This window comes from Paenibacillus sp. B2(2019), from assembly GCF_008370385.1.
In the GTDB taxonomy this organism is placed as follows: Bacteria; Bacillota; Bacilli; order Paenibacillales; family Paenibacillaceae; genus Paenibacillus_AQ.
On record NZ_VTZR01000030.1, the window covers coordinates 49,600 to 70,707 of the forward strand.

18 protein-coding genes and 1 pseudogene are annotated in these 21,108 nt (G+C 42.0%); 4 read left to right on the forward strand and 15 right to left on the reverse strand.

Annotated features, from left to right (window positions below):
• Nucleotides 1-57: 57 nt before the first annotated feature.
• Both PAENI_RS29810 and PAENI_RS29815 read right to left on the reverse strand, forming a co-directional pair.
• A complete protein-coding gene (locus PAENI_RS29810) occupies nucleotides 58-618 on the reverse strand; it encodes a hypothetical protein (RefSeq protein ID WP_149647736.1) in 561 nt (186 codons plus the stop codon).
• A gap of 121 nt (nucleotides 619-739) precedes the next feature.
• A pseudogene (locus tag PAENI_RS29815) lies at nucleotides 740-1,056 on the reverse strand (Na/Pi symporter); the annotation flags it as partial.
• A gap of 279 nt (nucleotides 1,057-1,335) precedes the next feature.
• Here PAENI_RS29815 and PAENI_RS32980 point away from each other — a divergent pair.
• Together PAENI_RS32980 and PAENI_RS32985 are read left to right on the forward strand one after the other, a co-directional pair.
• Nucleotides 1,336-1,500 carry a flagellin N-terminal helical domain-containing protein gene (locus PAENI_RS32980; protein WP_316502999.1) on the forward strand — a complete coding sequence of 55 codons (165 nt, stop codon included), beginning with the start codon at nucleotides 1,336-1,338 and terminating at the stop codon, nucleotides 1,498-1,500.
• A gap of 25 nt (nucleotides 1,501-1,525) precedes the next feature.
• A complete protein-coding gene (locus PAENI_RS32985) occupies nucleotides 1,526-3,136 on the forward strand; it encodes a flagellin (RefSeq protein WP_316503000.1) in 1,611 nt (536 codons plus the stop codon).
• Nucleotides 3,137-3,273: 137 nt separating this feature from the next.
• On the opposite strand, the gene gnpA is transcribed toward PAENI_RS32985, so the two are convergent.
• Together gnpA and PAENI_RS29830 are read right to left on the reverse strand one after the other, a co-directional pair.
• Nucleotides 3,274-5,436, reverse strand: coding sequence for a 1,3-beta-galactosyl-N-acetylhexosamine phosphorylase (gnpA, locus tag PAENI_RS29825; protein WP_149647737.1), 2,163 nt, complete (start codon nucleotides 5,434-5,436; stop codon nucleotides 3,274-3,276).
• Nucleotides 5,437-5,448: 12 nt separating this feature from the next.
• Entirely contained in the window at nucleotides 5,449-6,468 is a 1,020-nt protein-coding gene (locus PAENI_RS29830) for a glycoside hydrolase family 88/105 protein (RefSeq protein ID WP_149647738.1), read from the reverse strand.
• A gap of 406 nt (nucleotides 6,469-6,874) precedes the next feature.
• Here PAENI_RS29830 and PAENI_RS29835 point away from each other — a divergent pair, with 406 nt between their 5' ends.
• Entirely contained in the window at nucleotides 6,875-7,816 is a 942-nt protein-coding gene (locus tag PAENI_RS29835; protein ID WP_149647739.1) for an AraC family transcriptional regulator, read from the forward strand.
• Between the two features lie 17 nt (nucleotides 7,817-7,833).
• On the opposite strand, the gene PAENI_RS29840 is transcribed toward PAENI_RS29835, so the two are convergent.
• From PAENI_RS29840 to PAENI_RS29855, 4 genes are all read right to left on the reverse strand, one after another.
• A complete protein-coding gene (locus PAENI_RS29840; protein WP_149647740.1) occupies nucleotides 7,834-8,556 on the reverse strand; it encodes an MBL fold metallo-hydrolase in 723 nt (240 codons plus the stop codon).
• A gap of 203 nt (nucleotides 8,557-8,759) precedes the next feature.
• The gene (locus PAENI_RS29845) at nucleotides 8,760-10,607 is read right to left on the reverse strand and encodes a hypothetical protein (RefSeq protein WP_223179031.1); all 1,848 of its coding nucleotides are present in this window, start codon (nucleotides 10,605-10,607) and stop codon (nucleotides 8,760-8,762) included.
• 541 nt (nucleotides 10,608-11,148) lie between these two features.
• Nucleotides 11,149-12,315, reverse strand: a complete 1,167-nt coding sequence (locus tag PAENI_RS29850; RefSeq protein WP_149647742.1) for a DUF4317 domain-containing protein — start codon at nucleotides 12,313-12,315, stop codon at nucleotides 11,149-11,151.
• 203 nt (nucleotides 12,316-12,518) lie between these two features.
• Entirely contained in the window at nucleotides 12,519-14,051 is a 1,533-nt protein-coding gene (locus PAENI_RS29855) for an MFS transporter (protein ID WP_149647743.1), read from the reverse strand.
• 249 nt (nucleotides 14,052-14,300) lie between these two features.
• On the opposite strand from PAENI_RS29855, the gene PAENI_RS29860 reads away from it, so the two are divergent.
• Nucleotides 14,301-14,753 (forward strand): Lrp/AsnC family transcriptional regulator, encoded by a 453-nt coding sequence (locus tag PAENI_RS29860; RefSeq protein ID WP_149647744.1) that lies wholly within the window; start codon nucleotides 14,301-14,303, stop codon nucleotides 14,751-14,753.
• Between the two features lie 163 nt (nucleotides 14,754-14,916).
• On the opposite strand, the gene PAENI_RS29865 is transcribed toward PAENI_RS29860, so the two are convergent.
• The 7 genes from PAENI_RS29865 to PAENI_RS29895 all read right to left on the reverse strand — a co-directional run bounded on the left by PAENI_RS29865 (nucleotide 14,917) and on the right by PAENI_RS29895 (nucleotide 21,020).
• Nucleotides 14,917-16,041, reverse strand: coding sequence for an NAD(P)/FAD-dependent oxidoreductase (locus PAENI_RS29865; protein ID WP_149647745.1), 1,125 nt, complete (start codon nucleotides 16,039-16,041; stop codon nucleotides 14,917-14,919).
• 17 nt (nucleotides 16,042-16,058) lie between these two features.
• Nucleotides 16,059-16,154: an iron chelate uptake ABC transporter family permease subunit gene (locus tag PAENI_RS33145; RefSeq protein ID WP_149647746.1), complete on the reverse strand. Its 96-nt coding sequence runs from the start codon at nucleotides 16,152-16,154 to the stop codon at nucleotides 16,059-16,061.
• Between the two features lie 213 nt (nucleotides 16,155-16,367).
• Nucleotides 16,368-17,228: a hypothetical protein gene (locus tag PAENI_RS29875; RefSeq protein WP_188114740.1), complete on the reverse strand. Its 861-nt coding sequence runs from the start codon at nucleotides 17,226-17,228 to the stop codon at nucleotides 16,368-16,370.
• Nucleotides 17,221-17,799: a sigma-70 family RNA polymerase sigma factor gene (locus PAENI_RS29880; protein ID WP_052404147.1), complete on the reverse strand. Its 579-nt coding sequence runs from the start codon at nucleotides 17,797-17,799 to the stop codon at nucleotides 17,221-17,223. Before PAENI_RS29880 ends, PAENI_RS29875 begins: the two co-directional genes overlap by 8 nt.
• A gap of 279 nt (nucleotides 17,800-18,078) precedes the next feature.
• Nucleotides 18,079-18,612: an NADPH-dependent FMN reductase gene (gene ssuE, locus PAENI_RS29885; RefSeq protein ID WP_149647747.1), complete on the reverse strand. Its 534-nt coding sequence runs from the start codon at nucleotides 18,610-18,612 to the stop codon at nucleotides 18,079-18,081.
• Nucleotides 18,612-19,970, reverse strand: a complete 1,359-nt coding sequence (locus tag PAENI_RS29890; RefSeq protein ID WP_149647748.1) for an LLM class flavin-dependent oxidoreductase — start codon at nucleotides 19,968-19,970, stop codon at nucleotides 18,612-18,614. The genes ssuE and PAENI_RS29890 overlap by 1 nt, the downstream gene beginning before the upstream one ends.
• A 42-nt stretch (nucleotides 19,971-20,012) precedes the next feature.
• A complete protein-coding gene (locus tag PAENI_RS29895; protein ID WP_149647749.1) occupies nucleotides 20,013-21,020 on the reverse strand; it encodes an ABC transporter substrate-binding protein in 1,008 nt (335 codons plus the stop codon).
• Nucleotides 21,021-21,108: the final 88 nt, after the last annotated feature.

The following is a 21,108-nucleotide window of genomic DNA, read 5'->3' on the forward strand; positions in this document are numbered from 1 at the left end:
AATCATAATTGCGAGGGATATTGTGAACATATTTTTATAGAGTCTGTACTTCGAAGCTTACAGGATCCATACAAAACACTTGGACTTTGACAGCACCTGATAATATGTAGCGATTTCAAGAACACACCTTAAGAGGGTTTCTCTATTTTCATTAATTTTAAATTCGATCAGAACCATACAATCATCCACCAAAGAAATTAAATCAATCTTACCTAGTCCCTTATCCGCACTACTATTTTTCAAAGGGACTTGATAGTCCATAATCCTTCCAATACCATTAAATATTTTTCCACTTTGACTTAAGTTAAATAATTGAATGGCAACTCTCTCTTCTTTTCGATTAGAATCCTCTTCCTTGTGCCCGGTAGTAACAACCCCGTCATGCGTGGTCACACGATACCCACTCTCTCTTACTACTTCATTGATCTCTTTCAGCCGATTTTTTATATCCAATCTCAACAATTCTTCAGCAATTACTTCTGTGAATAATTCGCCATTCGTTGTCTTACCTCTACGATTAAGGATGCTAGATTTATACAATTGATCGATTGTATTAACGTGAGCACCTACCTCATTAATAAGGTTCATCTTTGAGAGCATGCTCTTTCCTTTTTTCATAATAAAAAAACACCTCCTAGAGTTTCATCGGATAGGGATTATCCAATGTCTATTCTAAGGGTGCTGTTTATTATTCGTGCAAAACGAACTGTGCAATATTCTTACTATGATCACCAATTCGCTTGATCCCTACAATAAATACTGTCATTGTTGTTCCTATATTTGCGCCCATAACCACACCAATGGCTTGTCGCAAAGTCATAAGGCCCACATTTACAAGCCCAATCGCCAAAACCGTTGTCCCCGTTGAAGATTGTATCAATACAGTTACGCTAATCCCGACAAGAACACCCAAAATCGGGTTAGATGTATACCTCTCGAGCAGGCCACGCATTTTATCCCCACGGATTTCTGAAGCCCATCTGACATGTATTTAATACCAAACAGAAAAATCCCAAGTCCACCAACAAACTTAAATATTAAATCCTGCCAATCCAATATATAAGCCTCCTCTAGTTGTTTATTCTATTTTGACCCATTTGGTTTAACATAGTTGGCTACAAGATATAGCATGATCTAATTTCGGAATGGCTAACCCGGGTCTTCATATAAATAAAACTTTACAAATATAGTAAGGATTTAAAAAAATCCAAAAAAAAATAAGCCGATTCATTCTGCAAAGCTGCTTTAATGCATTCATGGACGCAATATCTATTATTGTGATAATATGTATGGGAATTCACATTATTTCTCTTAGAGGTATCAATTATGATAATAATGCACAATTTGTCTGCTCTAAATGCAAATAACTTGTTACGGAAAAATGCTAAAGCTGGTTCTAGTAGTATGGAAAATCTATCATCAGGCTTACGCATCAATAAAGCTTCTGATGATGCTGCAGGATTGTCAATATCTGAAAAAATGAGGGGACAAATTAATTAGAGGACTGGATCAGGCATCCAGAAATATACAGGACGGCGCTTCACTCCTTCAAACAGCAGAGGGCGGCCTACAAGAGATAAATGATATATTACAAAGACAAAGGGAATTGATTATTCAGGGTCTAAATGATACGAATACGGATAACGACAGGCAACAGATTGAGGCTGAAATACAACAACTTACCCAAGAAATAGACAGCCTTTCAAGGAGAACAGAATTTAATTCAATTAACTTGTTGGCTAGAGATGATTATACGATACTTGCTGATCGATCGAGCAGTAATACAGCCTATACTATCAGTGACCCGCCACCAACTACTAGAGTAACTAACAGTATAGTCTACAAACCTCAAGGAACATCAGCAGAAACAAGACATGTAATTAGTAGTTCAGATACATCAGTAACGACCAATACATATTCAAATACCAATAATATTTCTCCAATCGCCTCTCCAGATGGAAGAGCAGGCTATAATGAATATAATATTGATATTCAAACAACAACTAAGACGGACACAAATAATACTGTTTATGAAACGTTAACAGCATCAAACGATCCACAATATGCTACACCTGCCTACTGGTTCTCTGTTGGAATGAATAAAACCAGTTTTGGACCCAAAGATCTTGGCGATGTATACGGTTCAATGCTCGAAAATATTGAAGTTAATGGAAGTTTAAGACCCATCGAGTATACATCTCGTAGTGGTTCAGGATCAGATCCTGCCTGGGATCATATGTGGTTCCCCGGCACAAACCTATCAATTATGAGATATAGGACTGTACTGGCTGATAACTCTATGGAAATCAAATATGTAATTAATAATATGGATCCAACCGATGCCAATATCAAACTAGATAATATAATCGCCCCTCCAATAAATTCAGTTATCACTGATGCAGGAGGAAATCCGTTAGCTACCGGAAATACCATAATAAATCCACCTTCAGGAAGTTCATTTAACCTAACGGGATCAGATGCCAACGCTGGCTTAAAATTTGATGATTTGCTTGGATTTCTGGCGCCTTCAGAGCTTACGATTAATAATCCGGCAGCAGGTCAACCACAAATAAATTTTGATTGGCAACTCACTATTCCCTCTGGTACGAGTGTATCATTGGGCTTCAATTATGGTCCGTTTTCATTAAATCTTGATGTATTTGAACTAACACATGAACTAGTAGAAACTAAGCATATTGAAACAACAGTGAAAACGGATATAAAGGATATTGACTATGTTCCACCAAGTCTCGATATTCAAGCAGGGGCTAACCATAATCAAACAATCATCATCCCCCTGTTCAATGTAACCTCTCAAGGATTGGGCATTGCAAATATGGGAATATTGCCACCCGGTATACCTGATAAGACATTAGCTCAAATAGATAAAGCCATAGGAAAAGTAATAAACTATAGAGGGATGTATGGTGCATTACAAAACCGTATGGAGCACACATTGAACAATGTGAAAAACTCTGCAGAGAACTTAGCTTCGGCAGAATCACGTATCCGTGATGCGGACATAGCTAAAGAAATGATGAATTTCACAAAAACCAACATATTAACTCAAGCTGCCCAAGCAATGCTGGCACAAGCAAATCAGAATCCTCAAGCTGTATTGCAACTCCTAAATTAATATTAAAATAGACTGCAAACTCAACGTATAGCATATTCGCTTTACAGCAAAAAGCTCAAGCATCGGCAGGTTAGCCGCAGCTTGAGCTTTTAAATGTTATAACCATGGATGGTTTTTCCGTTCCTATGCCGATATTATTAATCCCCAATCATTTTAATCATCGTGTCAAAAGGATCTAATTCCAGGGTTTGCTGTCCATATTCCGTATGAATCGTAGTGCTTTGAAGCTGATCGCTATTGTTAATAACCACGAGTATTTTGCTTTCCGGATAATAAGCACACTCTGTATATAAGTTGTCCGTAATGTACTTGGTCTCCGTGAACTCATTACCCGCAAAACGAATCAAATTCAGCAGCAATCTTGTATTTTCAAAGCTGAATGTGAAAGAAGGAAGATAGATCCCCTTTCCTTTACCAAAGGCATGCGTGGATAGAGTTATCATCCCATCCGTTTCATTCACAACCGCTGCTGCTCCATCAGTAAGATAAATGTTATTTTTGGGTGTTATGCTAGCCCCAATAGGCACTAAACCAAGCTCATCCTTCACTTCATATGTCCATTTTCCATGCGCTACTCTGGAGCCTGTATCCTCATCTACACCAAGCACATGTGCCATTCTGAAAAAGCTGTCATACCCTTCAAGCGCTGAAGGCTGATTCACGCCTATAAAAGTACCACCTTCATAGACCCACTTTGTCAGTAAGTCCACACACTTGTTGTCCCTCCAGCGTTCTCCACCACTCCATGCTGAACCAGCCGATCCGGCATTGATCACTACATCACAATCTTTTAAAATCCCCTGACGGATATCCTCAAAATCAATGAACTGTACTTCAATCGGCAATCCGGATAAAGCCTCGTTAATATGAATCAAATCATGCATATACGTTTCATGGAAATGCCCGGACAAGGTCCACGATCTCCATTTGCCCCAAGCGTGCAGAATGGCTACCTTCGTCTTAATATGATACGGTTTGCCTTTATGATGCAGCTCTTTAATTTCTCTGAATTCACCCGCAATCTTTTCGATATAATCACAAAAATCCGGATAAGGCTCTACAAGATGCAAATATCCACCCAATCCAATTCGATCTATAGGCTCTCTGAGTAGAGCACGCCGAATATTGATCCAATATTTTTTGGCATCTAGTGTAGGGTTCCCTCCCTCCATAAAGGTAGGCAGACCACCTAAACCAACCGGAAACAAGTAGGGATGCAGCCTAATCTCATGGGTATCTACTTTTACACCTGAACACATTCTTGCCTCGAACCCTGAGAACACACATTTAATCATCCCGTCAAAACCAAACTCCTCGAAACGATCATTGTAAGGCTCCATGCCAACCCAACTGTCATCATAGAAGACATATGCCAGCTTGTCGTACACATGCACAATATCAATTAGTTTCTTACTAAATTCGATGACAAAATCATTGATAAATGCCATCCAGTCCAGCTTGCGCTGCTGCGGCGGGATATGACTGACACGATATTTTCCACCATTCACAAAATCCTCGGCCGTGAGCGAATACCCATATTTTTGAGCAAACAGATCAAGCGCTCTTGAGCTTACCGTAAAATCATATGAACCCCAGTCCGAGAACAAATGGCGATTGCGCTCATTGCTGCCCCAGATCCAGGCGAAATTATAAAATAGGGACGTAAACCGAACCACCGTTGTTTCCTTATGCTTACGACACCAATCTTCAATCCAATGGAGCAAATACTTTTGCGTTTCAACATAGATGGGATCAATCTGCATTAGATGTTCTTTTTCCCAGTGATTCGTGGTGTGATTGTACATGGAGATCTCTTCCCAAATCCGGTAGACCATGAAGCTGACCGTATACTTATGCCATGGCGCAATTCCAGTAATAACTACATTTCCAGATTCCCGCTCATAATTCCACTGTTCTCTTGGAACCTCTTCACCAGTAGTTCGGTCAAAAACCTGCCAGTACTTAAACGCCTCTTTGGAATCATTTACTCGGAATTGCTCAGCGAAAAAGTCTTCCATTAAATAGATGGATAAATAATTTTCGACCGCTACCTTCGGATTAGTAATTAAAAAGCTCTGCTGTAGCTTATCAGGGTTCTGGGATGCCCATTCGTTATGATCTCTGATGATACAGATTGTAGAATAAATGCCGTATCCTGCGTTGATAATCTCATCGGACAACTGTGTGCCGTCACTGTCACGGATGACATCGGCACCCCACCGTTCAGCTAACTCTAAGGTCAATGCCTCATAACCGGATTCTCCCGGTAGTGTAAAGGCCCCCGTTGTTTGCTTGGACAACTTGGATCCCTCCTATTTAAGCATATCGGACAGAAAAGAGAGTGCTAAGCCTTGGCCCCAGCCTTGAATCCAGTCTTTTGGAATATTGCGATAGCCTTCCCGGTCCTTCATAACCGCTGTTCCGCCCGATACTCCCAGTACTCGTCCATCCTCGCTGATATTGCTTAGGACACCCTTCAGGGCCTTTTGTACATATTTGGTATGCTGCGGATTGCCGTTATTGATCATTGCAGCCGCTATCCCGCAAGAGGCAGATACTTCTTCATAAGACTCTTCGTCATCAAGCACTGTCCGCCACAAGCCGTTCTCCGTTTGCACAAGCTTGAGTGTCGCCAATTGATCGCGCAGCGAACACTCCACGTCCATACACGCCGGATACAAATACCATTCTTTCAAAAGCTTTTTGACTTGCGACATGGTATATGCGCCCCAAGCATTTGCTCTGCCCCAATATAGTCCGGACATATGATCCTGCTTCACATTATTGTAGCCATGGTACCAGAGGCCGCTGCTAGGGTCTTGCAGGTATTTGATATGCCAGTAATATTGATTCAGGGCATCCTGGATCATTTCCTGATCGTTTAATTTACTTCCAACACGGAGCAGAAAAAATGCCGCCATAAACAATGTATCTGCCCATGCCTGCTCTGGAAAATCATTAGAGACGGATACGGTATGCTGCAACACATGATCTCCGAATCTGAGCGCATGGTTCTGCAGATAATCCACCTTGCTCATTACAATATCCCAATATTTCTGATTGCCTGTTTCTTCATACAAGGTGATCAGCATATGCCCCATGGCGCAGGTGTTTACCGTCCAGTCCGGCAGGCCCAGCTCGATATATTCATCTGCCCACTGGACAAGCATATCCAAATACTCTTTATTACCTGTCGTTTTATAAGCTCTGGATACCCCATAATAAGCCACACCACATGGCCAGTCCCATGTTAAATCCATCGTCATTGTTTTTCTAACGACTTTGTCGATAACGCTTAGAATCTCTTCTCTGTCATAAGTTAATTGAAGCATCTTGATTCTCCTCTCTTTCGCACACGCCCCCATTGGCGCTGAGAGCTGTCCGTCCTATGTAAACGCTTTACAAACTCTATTGTAAGGAGTAAAATGGTCTGATTCTAAGCATATTCATAACTAAACTGTGCAATTTCAACCATTAAGAGTACAGGGTCAGTCGCAATTCCGGGGAATGTTGGACTTCCGGCCGCTGTTGTCGTAAGAATTTCTTGATTTGTACCGCTATTAGCGGTTGAAATCCGGAGACAAAGGCGGACGCTAACGCTCCTACAGTTCCAAAATTCCCCTCCACCGCTTCTTTCCCTTTCCTCAAGTTGTAAAGTACATCTATATTGTTGAACTTGAAATCACTTTAACCTATAATCTACTCAACCTACGTAATAAGAATGGGAGTATTGAGAATATGCCCAGAAAAAAGAAGCCCGTCATTGAATACCGCCACTACAGCTTGCCGATAAACTTCCCTATTTTACTGTTAAGCGGTGAGCGTTGGAAGATTTCCGATATCAAAAGTGAACATCTCCATTTTCATAACCATTTAGAGATTGGCATTTGTCATTCGGATAGCGGCATCATGGAGATCAATGGTGAATCCGTACCCTTTAAAGCCGGAGATGTGACCTTCATCCCTAGGTATCTACCTCATACAACGTATAGTTCGCCAAATGAAGCTAGTCTTTGGTCTTATATCTTTTTTTCACCAGAGGAGCTCTTTCAACATTCATTCAAAAGCGCTTATAGTGACTTCGAGCCAAATTTGTGGGCGATCAAGGGAATGAATTGTATTTTGAACAAGGAGGAACATCCCAAGGTTTATACCCTTGCGACGTCGGTCGTAGAGGAATTGAAGCACAAAAATCCTTACTATCAGGAAAGTGCCTACGGCTTATTATTATCCCTTTATATAGAACTGCTTAGAATACATTCCCGGAATGAACCCTTAGCAGAGCAAGAAACAGAGCATAACCTGAAAGGTGATTTTGTCATCTCTCCGGTTCTGGAATACATCACCAAAAACTATATGATACCTATTACCATCAATGACCTAGCTGATCTGTGCCATCTAAGCACCACTCATTTTCGCAGAAAATTCCATGAGATCATGGGGACCGCACCTCTAGATTTCCTAAACAGTACCCGCATTGAAGAGGCCTGCAAGCAGTTAAAAAGCACGGATGCTTCCATCCTCTCCATCTCTGAACAAGTCGGTTTTCAGTCCATTTCCAGCTTCAACCGATGTTTCTCCAAGCTTATGGGCGAATCTCCCAAACAATGGCGTAAAGGCGCACATTCCGAAGCCCAATCTGCAAAAGCATCTATATTGGAGTTTACGGGGTGGGTATAGGGAAAGGGAGTCCCTGTTTACTTCATTTCACAAAATCTACTTAACACATGAATGATTTGCTCCTTGCTCATAGGGGCGTCGTGCCCTGTGATATACGTAGTGAATGAAAGATTTTTTAAAAACTCAACATATTCCTTCATTTTTATGGGATCAATCTTACCTTCTCCATGATAATAATCTCCACTATGTGCATCACCTGCAAATAAAACCTCCGCTTCTTTAACATATACAACACAAGAGTCTGCTTCATGCGGCCCTCCTACCTTGAGGATTTGGCAAGTGATGCCCCCTAAATCCAACGTTAAAGAATCCTCGAAAATAATCGATCCTGTGCTGACCGAAATCTTATCGAACGTATCGTATTCTTTTTTCATACAGTTATAGGCGAATTCTATTTCTTCTTTTGTCTCTAAACGTTTTACAACGGACTCTTCATCCCATTTCCACGCTTTCAATCGCTTTAGTACCTCATTCGTTGCTGAAGATACTATGGTTTCCCCCTCAAAAGCATGCATGCCAAAGGTATGATCCCAATGCCAGTGCGTAATCAATGCATATTTGGGACGTGGTAGATTGTGATCATCTAAACCCTTTATAAAGGCATCAAAATGCGATTTTGAATTGCCACAATCAATCATAATTGAAAAGTTCTCACCTACAACATATCCCAAAACAGGTCTGTCTGTTTCCCTAACATTTTCTAAGTAATAAATAGATTCATTTATTTTTTTCAGTTCCATAAGATTGTTTTCTCTCCTTTAGAATAGCGGGTCATTTTGTAATTTAATAATGGATCCGCAAGACTTATTGAGCAAGGGAGAGTTTAGTTTTAGGCGTTCTCACCAAGAGCACAAGTCAATCATACTCAAAAAAAAGAGAGTCCCCCGGTAGCCACTTTTGATGACTATCGGGAGACTCCCTCAATGAGGTATCTGTTATAAGATTATTTAGATTTCTTTACAGTCGTCGATTTAACTTGAAATGCTCCATTTTTGTAAGCAAGAACAGCGGTTTCTTCGCCTTTAATTACGGAAGTAGCTTCACCATGAATCGTTTTTGTTGCAACAATCTCATAGACTCCGTTTTTATCTACATCAGTGACTTTCATTGAGTTGTAGAGCGAGCGTTTGCCATTCACTTTCACGTACTCATTAAGAAGAACTTTCACACCACTGTCTTTGAAGGATACTACGTAAGCATTGGTGCTGCCGTTGTTACCGCCAGAGTATACAGTAATCATGACATCTTTAGATTTATCTCCGTTAAAATCGTCAACGAAGTTGATTTTTGGTTGGTAACCCGTGAAGTCTTTGATATTACTGTTAATCACTTTTTTAGTTTTTCCTTCTAGAACGACGATGTTGATATCTGTAACTAATCCACCATTAGCGGCATCCTTGTTACCAATCAGTAAGACGTTATCCGCAACACCATTACCAGTTACATCCACTTGTTGTTTCTCAAGCAGGATTGTTTTTGCTGTTGTTGTAATTCCCTTAAGCTCAAAACGTTTGCCAACGGTGTAATCACTTGTTGTAGTTGTTGGAGTAGTCGCTGGCTTGCTATCGGACTTAATGGTTTCTGTACCTACAACCTTGAAGGCACCGTCTTTGAATGTGAATGTTGTTTTTTCCTCACCTAGAACTATAGCTTCAGCGTCACCGCGAATTTTTCTAGTCCCCACCAGATCATATACACCATCTTTATTAAGATCTACTTGCTCTAAAGTGTTGAAAAATGCTGGTTTACCATCCACAACAGGTTTTACACTCAAAAGCGGTTGTACCTTATCACCTGTGAAAGACAATATGTAAGCATCTGTCGTACCATTGTTACCACCGGAGAATGCTGTAAACATTACATCATTTGCTTTGTCCCCGTTGAAATCACCAATCCATTGAATTTCTGGTTTAAAGCCATCGAAACCGCTGATTTTTGCATCTTTCAATGTATTTGTTTTGCCATCGACAACAACCAGGTTGATGTTGCTTACATAACCAAGTTCATCTGCTTTGTCACCGATCAGATAAATTTTATCTTGGACACCGTCTTTATTAACATCGTTAACTTGTTTTCTGATAAGAACAGTCTTATCTGTTGTGTTAACACCTTGCAATGCGAAAGGTTGGCCAACAGTCAGTTCTCCAAGTGCAGGTTGTTTAAATGGATCTTCTTTAGTAGTTTCTGTTTTGCTAACTTGGAATTCGCCGTTTTTGTACGCAAACCATACTTTTTCATAGCCTGTTACCATTGAAGTAGCTTCACCATGGAGGATTCTGATTCCAAGCAGTTCGTTCACGCCATCATTTTCCACATCGACTGCTTCTAATGTTCTGAATAATGCCCGTTCGCCTTTCACCTTCAAATCCCCGCCCAGAATAATAGAAGGGGTATCATTCTTGAAAGTTACGATTCTAGCATTGGTAGAACCTTGGTTGCCACCGGAGTACGCAGTAATCATCACATCAAGTGCATGGTCATTATTGAAATCACTCACATAGCTGATTTTCGCGTTCAAACCACCAAAGTCTTTAATCCCTGCGTTTAACACTTTGTTTGTTTTGCCGTTTACAACGATGAGATTAATGTTGTCGAAATCAGGAGATTCATTTTTGTCGCCAATGAGATATAAAGTGTCCTTCACGCCATCCAAATCAAGATCAACCGTGCTTGTTGCTATCAATACTGTATTGGCGTTCGTTTTAACACCAGCTAGTGTAAATTTTTGTCCAACTTGATTAGTGGATGATGCTACGGTTGAACTGGTTGGCGTTGTGACAGGATTGGCCATTGCTTGAGATGAGAAAGATGCGACTGCTGCTACACATAATGCAACGGATAATGTTTTCTTAATTTTCATTGTGTTTCCTCCGATGGTTTATAAAGGTTGGTGTCGAATACAATCTCATTATATTCCTAGAAACATAGGACAGAGTGACGGTAAGGTAACATTATCCTATTAAAATAAAACAATAACTAAATAAAATATCCAAATCAGAGGAACTTCAAGCACTAAATAATGCCAATTTCTTTCGGGGATAGCGGTCGCAAAATCAATAGAAACGCTTTCATTGGCTATACCGTGGGATTTGAACAACCCTACTTTTTTTTAATAGTTTGATAACAATTCTGTAAAATCAGTTTGATTCAAATGACGCGCAAACCTATTCAAAGGCTACAACGCTTGGAACTTCATTTCAAGCCAGCGATGAAGAAATTAATACTAGTGCAAAAGAATATATTAACTATATCTTTAAGTACCATATTTGATACAAAAAGGGCTATCCCAAGTCTTCATAAAAGACTTTAAGGATAGCCCGCTATTAAAAAATCTAAAGCGTTTCTGTAGTGAGTGTAAATCCTTCGATCACAGCATCTTCGTCAACCTCAATCAAAATGCAGCGTCTACCTTGATAATTCACTTGCTTCACATATTTCAAATCCTGCGGACTGACCGAAATCGTAGCTACCTTTGTTTCGATCTTTATCGATTTTGTAGTGAATTTCGGCATCACACTACTTGCCTTCATCTCATAGTGCTTGTCGTCGACGATGGTTTCAAAAGCACGTTCCACTTTTTCCATCGTCACGTCTTCAACGCCGCTTACCTTTAGTACACGTTCTACATCTCTATAGTCGAGCTTAGGAGGTTCTTCTTCCCCTTCGCCACCTTCGATGACCTGGTGGATTTCCTCGTACAACTGAGCAATAGTAGTCGCGTCAAGTTGTTCGCCCGCCACTTCCTTCACGATGTCTTCGAAAATAGCTCTCTCTTCCAGTGCCGTCACGGATCTTTCGGCGTTCAAGACCTGCTCGATGAAATGCGGATCCGGAAAGTTCGATTTTCCTGTACAATACAGAATACGGTTCACATCGGAATAATTGTCCGTCACGCTCGGGTAAAAGAAGCCCTGCTCCGGTGTACTTAATTTAACAATCGGATCTACAATGACGTTGTACTTGAATTCCCTTTCCACATAATCAAATAAGAGAGCTTTCCGTTGTTTCTCCGTGGAATTCACGCTGCATAGAATAAACGGATGCGCGAACATTTCATTTTTCTCACTTTCCTCGGCTTCATCGTTTCTATCTTTGGTCGGGCGGTAATACTGTCCGCGAACAAAAGTGATCACCGTATCGCGTTCATAATGAGTATCCGCCATCATTCTGTCCACCAACAGCAGCATCAGGTCCTGCCATTCATCTGGATCCCCTGTCACCAAAGCTTGGTGAAGCATCACCTGCGCTGGCTCCTCCGCTTCCGCCTGAAACTTCAACTCGAACAATTTCTGATCCAGTTCGCCGGTCAAGAGTTTTTTGAAATTGCCCATGTACAACTCCTGCTTCTCTCTATCCACCATTCCAAACGGCAGGCGCTCCCAATGATAGATCTCATTGCTTTCCTTCATAATATACACGTTGAGAATATCGTAAATATTCATTAAATCGTGATCTAGCTTAAATTGCTTGCGTATATGCGCGACTTCTTTCTTTATCATGATTCGTTAGACAACTCCTAGGAAGATTAATTGGTCTTATCAGTATAAAGGATAAAAAAAACCTTCGCTAGAAGGGGTTTTTAACGTTACTTCTTTTCAGTTTCGTTCCAAAGCAATAATACAACGCACTTTACGTCATAATACTAGGCGGCTTAATCAGTTGAGACTCACGAATCGCCTGTGGGCGCGGTAGTCTTCACTCTCTACTTTTGCAGCAATGCTCTCTTGGGTCCAAAAATTATAAAACTGATCGCGGCCAAAACCCAGACACCAATACCGCCATAGAGCATCACCAAACCAAAGCCGTGTACAAGTGATGCATGGACGATAGCTCCGGATGCATCCAGTGAGGAAAGTTCTGGAAAACCCTGATTGAGAGACGAAGTGTTTCCGGCAGCTGTTTTTTCGGCCAAAGATCGCAATTGTAATGCATCGACAGTCTCAGGAAAAGCCCTCTTCAAATATGAAAAGATGCCTTCCTGTAAAATGAAGCCCATTACGGCGATGTTGATGGCTAGACTGATTAATCTGGCACTCATGTCTATGCCGGAAGCCATGCCTGCACGAGTACTAGGTACCGAGCCGGTAGTCGTATTGGTGACAGGCGTGTTGGTTAATCCCAGCCCAATACCAGCCAACAGAGAGCCGGGGAGCATAGTCAACCAGCTGGCGTGATCGCCACCGCTGCCATACTTCATCAAAATGAAGCCCAAGCCGATAACGAATAGACCCAATGGGATAACTATGCGCGGTTGATAGCGGAGCGAAAATCGCTCTGCCAGAGGCGGAATTACCAGGGTGGGCAGTGCATAAGCCAGAACAGACAACCCGGCGATTACGATGCCGTAACCAAGCCCGCTCTGAAAATAAATCGGAAGATAGATCATGAATGGCCAAAAACTGAAATTCATCCCTATGGAGCCAAGGAGAGCACCAGAAAAATTACGTATCTTGAATACGGAAAAGTCGAACATTGGATGGGCACTGTGCTTCTCCGCAAATAGAAATACAATGAAACTTATTGCCACTGCAACAAGGGTGCTGATGGATGCTGTACTGGTAAAGCCAAGTTCCGACCCTTGTGTGATAAAATAGACCAGGCCAAAAACCGTCAACGAAAGCGTGAGGATGCCGATGATGTCCAGCTTTTTCGCCTGCGGATCGCTGGACTCCTCCACGCCGCTGAAGACAAGGATCAAAGTGAAAATGGTCAGCGGGACATGGACCAGAAAAACCCAATGCCAGTTCAATACAGCCACGATCATACCGCCAATGATAGGTCCAAAACCGAGACCGATACCGAACACGATCCCCCATGTGCTAAAGGCTTTGCTGCGTTCTTCTCCTTCCTGAAACCGATGTGAAAGAATGGCTATCTGGCAAATCTGCATCGCGCCAGCACCCACGCCTTGAAGAAACCGGCTGACGATCAGAACCGATGTGCTTTGCGCCAAGCCACAAATCAAAGATGTAATACCGAACAAGATGAGGCTGATAATAAAAATACGCCTCCTTCCATACCGGTCAGCCAGCGTTCCAACAGCCATCAGAACTGTCGCACAGGCAATGGTGTAGGCGTTCATAATCCATTGCATATCCTTGAGGTTGCCGTGCAATACCTTTTCCAGGGTAGGCAGTATCACAGGCACACTGGAAATTTCGAGGCCAAACATCAATGCGGACAAACATATAGCAGCTAATGTGATTATATTATTGCGGGAGTGGGAGAGTCTCATTGGGAGTTTCCTCCAGACTCATCAATACATGCCTGTAAATCTTCTGTACCTACCTTATTTAAATCAAATTTTCTCAATGGTAGCCATCCTCTCTAACTTTCCAAGTGTAGATCATCATTTTGGTGAGAGTCATATTATATAATGAAAATTATTCATTTTACATATTAAAATCAATCAATTATGATGATTTAACAAAGTAATTAAAGGAGTTTTAATGAATTACCTTAAATCTAAAGGAGGGCATCCAAAGTGGATCATGTAGACAAACAAATTCTCTTCTATCTTCAAAATCAAGCGAGGATTTCAATGACAGAACTGGGGAAATGCGTAGGTCTGTCCCAACCTGCTGTAACGGAACGAGTTAGAAGAATGGAAGAGAAAGGAATCATTGAGGAATATCGCACCATCATCTCCCCTGAAAAAATCGGAAAAAATGCGGCAGCCTATATGTTGTTTCGGACTAGAGACTGCCTGGCATTTCTTGATTTTGTCGATGCATCTCCCCAAGTTGCCGAGTGCCACCGTATAAGTGGAGAACACAGCTATTTATTAAAAGTAGTGACCGAATCTACACATGCTCTTGAAGAGTTTGGCAATCAATGTGATAAGTATGGAACCTATACGATCCTGATTGTTATGTCTTCACCGATAGATCATAGATTTCTCATTCATTCTCTCGAAGAGGCATCTAAAGTTGACTAATGCCAAGCAGAAGGGCACCGAGTTTACAGAGAAGTAGCTTTATTAAGAGCGTCTTACAATAAGCAGGAATAAATGTATAGTTAAAAAAACGACATCTCTGTCGTTTTGAGGAATACGTATGGTGGCACTTTAGCGGATCGAATCGCTGACCTTCCTTTTTTTACTACTCATTTATCTCATGCTCTAATGCATAGTCTTCAAGCGGAATATCTACCTGTTGATCCATGGCTAGCTTGGCTAGCTGCTCACCAAGAAAGGGTCCCATCGTTAATCCGGATGACCCTAGCCCATTAGCAACAATTAGTTTATTCCATCCTTGAACCCTGCCCAACACGGGCAGAAAATCTGCTGTAAATGGACGGAACCCTACTCTTATCTCATTTAGGCTACAATCCGCAAGACCGGAAGCCGTTTGAAGACCTTTATTTAATATTTCTTGCATTCCTCCTGCGGTTACAGCAGTATCATAACCTACTACATCATTTTCGTGAGTAGCACCTACTACGATATTTTGATCCGCAAATGCAAGGATATATTGATCTGTAGGCGGCATTACCACAGGCCATTGCTCTGTACTCGCTTGTTCAGCAAGCTTCAAGTGCATAATTTGGGCCTTCTGATAACGCACCTGGAGCATGATCCCAAGCGGATGAAGTACCGCATTGGACCAGGCTCCTGCACACACAATCACTTCATCCGCTGTGAATGTCTGTTCTCCTACGCTAACCCCTTTAATTTCATGATCATCATGCTCTAGAATAGCATCTCCCTCAATCATCTGCGCACCGTTACGCTGTGCCGCCCTTAGCAAAGCATCACGTAATTCACGTCCATCCACTCTTGCTGCACCCGATACATGCAGCGCATGATAACCTTCCGACAATAACGGAAACTTCTCTTGTGCTTCAAGATCCGTCAGCATCGTAAGCTCACCTATTTCAGGGGCATCCTCTCTGCGAAGCTCCGCTCTTTCTTTCATCGCATGTAATTTTTTCAGATCATCATGAATACATATTGCCCCTACTTTTGCGTATCCGGTCTCGGTTTCTCCAGCCTCTTCCAACTCTTGAATAAGTGCCGGATAAAAGCTTGCTCCCGCTTTAGCAAGACGATACCATGCTTTGTTTCTGCGTTGAGATAACCAGGGACAAATAATCCCTGCTGCTGCATCCGTTGCTTGCCCTGCATCTTTACGATCTATAATGATGACCTCAGCACCTAACTTACTTATCTGATAAGCTGCTGAAGCCCCTAATATCCCTGCACCAATTACAATAACCTTGTTCATGTCCTAAGTCCTTTCAGTTATAAATATAAAAAGTATGGAGCACCGATTAAAGCCAAGATAGCTCCTGCTGTTATTTCAGTATTGGCTACTACCATTTTACCAACTGCATCCAAGGTAGCATAGCATACACATGATTCGAATTGCTATTCCCTATATTCCCTGCCAGCCACACCTTTATCATCTGTTATTGTGAGCATCCAAGGCAACATTTGCTGTATGAGAACCTGTATATTAAAGTAGAGTGCGCTAAAAAAAGACGCTCAGGGAAATCCCCTCGCGTCTTCTTTGTGTGTATCTATGGGCATTTCTACCCTAAGTAGACCATCTTATTTTGAGTCAACAACCGGAACGGAAGCTGGAGCTGCAACTGCTCCTTCATTCTTCTGCAAATTCTCTTTCACTTCTTCAGTCCCTAAGGACTGCACAGGTGCACCGATGCTGAAACTACCGATGATCTTTCCAAGTGTGGCTTTGTCAAAGTCTTCTTGGGCATACAGTTCAACGGTGAAGCCATCTTTTTCCCAAATCACAATTCCATTTGCAAAATAAACTTTAGTCCCGTTAATTACTTCTGTTTTCACTTCTTCTGTAGTGCTGATCCCATTGTCGCCGCCCTTGGAGATTAGGAAATTAACAGCTTTATCCCCGGAGTTATACTGCACTTCAACCATGCTGGTCCCCTGAAGAACAACATTCACAAACTCATAGTCTGCCATCCAGGTTGGTGCCGGGAAGTTCATTCCAAGCTCCGCACGTGCTTCATCCAGGGTCAACTTGGCCGCAACCGGCAATTCAATGGCAACATTCTCCCCGCCTTTCCCCTCTTCAGATGGAGTCATTGACTGTGCAGCCGAAGGGATTTCCTTATCGTATTGCGTGATTTCGAGATTTCCTACTTCAAACTTTGCCATGATCGATTGGAACATATCCTGTGCATAGGAGGTTGCAGAGAATGCGCCACCTAGACAAATTACTGCACTACCAATCACTATTGCATTTCTCCAGCTACTTTTTTTCATCGTTATCCCGTCCTTTTTCTCTGATTTGAGTTCAAGAGCTCCATGGTCCAACTTGTATACTAAACGGTTATAAATTCTTTCTTTGGCGGCAGTGTTATCCTGTTCAACATTCTCAAGCAGTTCTATGGTTTTGCTGAATTTTGTGAGATCATCATTTTTCTTATTCATGGTTGAATCCTCCTGCTTTTAAGGAAATATGCAGTTTCTTCAGACTTCTATGCAATACGACACCAATATTGGACTCACTGACGCCCATGATCTGTGCGACTTCGGAATTTTTCAGCCCAGCCCCATATTTCATTGCAATGATATTACGTTCCTTCTCACGCAGCTTGGAGAGCGCCTTAAACAGTGCTTGATTATTATCCTCACGAATCGCCAATTCCTCCGGAGACGGCTTGGGAAATATGAGCTCCAGCAAAGAATCTAGTGAGGTGTAGCTTCTTTTCTTCTGCCCCCGGAAGTAATCCGTCACAGCGTTCCTTACAATGGCAAACAGCCAAACCTCAAAATTCGATTTTTCTTCTGAAAAGCTATAATACTTACACATCACCGTCTCAAACACCTGACTGCAAATGTCCTCCGACACGTGGTGGTTATTAATACGATAACTAATATATTTGTAAACACGTTTGTAGTACGTATCGTACATCCGGGTAAATTCCTCTTTTGACATCATGGCACCACGTGATCTTTCGATATTCTTGTAACGGTCCGCAGTACCCTGGATAACTTCCATCTTCACCCTCCTTCCACCTCACCTTCATCGAAAAGCTAAACAAATTGCGCAATTTGTTGTGAAGAAACTTACATAAGTTAATACGTAGAAAAGCCCAAACCATTAACAAATGTTTTGATAATTGTGAGATTAAGAAACCATCATACAACTTATAGTTCACCAAATGGAGACGGAGGACCTTTTTCAGCGATCGTTCATGGGGTTAATGATCACAACACAAAAAAACGCAACCCTGAAAGGCTGCGTTAATGCTCCCCCTAACTTCCTGTTCTCCCTAGTCTAATTAGTTATTTTTGTAGGTGCAAGCTTTAGTAATTCCACGGTTAGCCGCTGCGCCGCTTCCTCATCAATACGATACCCATCAGCTTCTAAACGTTCAATTTGCCGATCCAAGAAATAAACCGTATTTAAAATCTCAGTAGCACCCAGTACAGACAAAACGGGTTTTAATGCATATTCAATGGCTAGAAGATGGCCTAACGAACCCCCAATAGCAATAGGTACAATCCGCTTATCAACCAGCGCTTTTTGCGGAAGGAGATCTAAATACGTTTTTAAAATCCCCGTATAGGAAGCTTTATAGATAGGCGTTAATATGGCAACAATATCTGCTTCTTCCACTAGCGCATTAGCCTCTAGAATCTCCTCGCTGGCAAAATTGGCCGTAAGCAAATCAATTGCAGGTAGCTCATGGACATAGATCGAATGATGCCCAATCCCCTCTTGTTCTAAAAATCTTCCAACCTGCTGATGGATAGCAGTTAACCGGGACTTTCTAGTATTTCCTCCATTAATAATGACTGCTTTGCTCATTACACATTCCCTCCTGTGCTCGCAACGGTTAGTGCTTTTTCAAGTGTGGGTACAACAGGTACAGATAGTCCTAAATTTCCTCGAAGCGTGTTACTCTCATATTCAGTGCGGAATAAGCCCCTACGCTGTAGTTCAGGAATTACCAATTCAACAATATCGTTAAAACCTTCTGGGAAATGGGGAGGCATCACATTAAATCCATCTGCCCCTTCATTTAAGAACCATTCTTCTAATTGATCTACGATTTGTTCAGGTGTTCCAACGATTTCCCGGTGCCCGCGTGCTCCAGCGATCCGTTCATAAATTGCACGTATGGATTGCAGATTTTCACGTTTGGCAATATCACGAATAATGTTGTAGCGGATCCTCGGATTGGTCTCATCTTCAATGGAACTGAATTCCGGAAGTGGTTCTTCGACATCATACCCTGACAGATCAATGTTAGTGAAAGCTGACAAATACGATAATCCTACCTCAGGCAAAATGTAGCTGTTTAATTGCTGCTGTTTCAACAAAGCTTCTTCCTCAGTTTTCGCTACAGTAATAAACACACCGGGCATGATCTTCAAGTCCTCCGGCTTACGTCCATATTTAGCCAACCGACCCTTAACATCTCGATAAAAGGTTTGCGCTTCTTCAAGGGTTTGCCATGCTGTAAAAATAACCTCCGCGGTCTTCGCCGCCAGTTCTTTTCCAGATTCAGACGACCCGGCTTGAACTATCACGGGATGTCCTTGTGGTGTTGTGGATGAGTCAAGTGAACCTTGCACTTTAAACCAGGCTCCTTCATGGTCAACGGGATGTACCTTGTCTACATTTAAATACTGGCCTTGTTCCTTATCGATGACTAGCGCCTCAGACTCAATGGATAACCAGAGCTGTTTGACAACCTCCACAAATTCCTCTGCACGTTCATAGCGGGATGCATGCTGCAAATGTTTATCCTTACCAAACAGGAGAGCTTCCCCCTCATTAGCTGATGTTACTACATTCCAGGCGGCACGCCCCTTGGATAAATGATCAATAGCTGCAAATTTACGCGCTACATGGTATGGATCGTTATAGGTAGTCGTCAAAGTGGCCGTTAACCCAATATTCTTAGTTACCGCTGCGAGTGCCGAAATAATAATAACGGGGTCTAGCTTCAATGATGATTGTGCATTTCCCGAAAGCTTTTGACCCAATACATCTGCAAAAAACACCATGTCGAACTTACCACGCTCAGCCGTTTGTGCAATCTCCGTTAAATACTCCAAATCAAATGCCCGACTTGCCCCTGAAGAAGGATGACGCCAGCTTGCTACATGATGACCAGGTAGATTAATGAATGCCCCGAGTTTCATTTGTTTTTTTGTCATGCTAATCACTCCTATGGTTTATTTTTCAACTTATATAGAAAATTATTTAGCAAAAGGATTAAATTCGTTCGTATATAACTCTTCCGGTTTCACTTGGCCTTCTTTAAGCTCCCCATTTGCCACAAGCCAATCAATCCAAACATCGTATTCCGATGGTGTAATGACGCCGCCCTCTTCAGATATGCCTGTACTCTTCCAAAACTTAAGATTGTCCGTTGTTTCCTTTCGTTCACGCTTATTAATAATTTCCTCAAATCGCTTAATGACTTCCTCCCTAGGTGTGGTTCGTGCCCATTCAATCGCCTTAGCCACTCCATCTACAAATTGCCTGACGGTATTAGGATTATCCTTGATATACTGATCTGTGAAAAAGTAATCACCCGCAGTAAACTCTGTCCCAAACACATCAATATCCTTGAATATTTCTGCGACCCCTCCTGTTGTTAAAGCCCGATCCCGGGCAATCCCGCTTAACATAACCACATCGATCTGATGATTTCGCAGAATCTGTTCTGCACTAGAACTTGGGACTGTAACCAAGGTTACTTGTTCAATTTCCTTTTCGGTCAAGTTGCCTTGGCGTAAATAATCTTTAATGACGAATTCCGAATGGGCACCGAGAATATTCACCCCTACCTTTTTACCAATAAAATCTTTAGCCGACTTTATAGCTCCCCCCTCGAGGGCATATGCACCTACATACGTATTTTTATCACTGCCATAGGAGCCAATGACCGACTTTATTTTTACGTTCTTGGCGTAAGATTTAATAATGGCTCCATTGAATGCTGCACCAAAGTCAATTTGTTTCGTCGCGGTTAATTGAATGCTTTCCGGACCACCCACGCTGTCACCTATAGACTCTAGCTTCAAATCTCCTAAGTAACCTAAATCCGCCGCCAGCTCTGGGAAAGAGACACTTCCAGGTGCAGACTGATATTGCAGAATCTGATCTTCTCCACTTTTCGCGGAGGACTTACCCTCTGAGCAGCCAGATAAAATCCCACTAACCAAGCCTACAAGTATAAGCAGTGCTACTGTTTTGTTCATCTCGCTTCTCCTTTTCCAAATGAATTCTATTTTTCTGAGCTACAGTTCCAAACTTCCCCTCCGCCACTCTTCCTTTTTAGATTTTTTA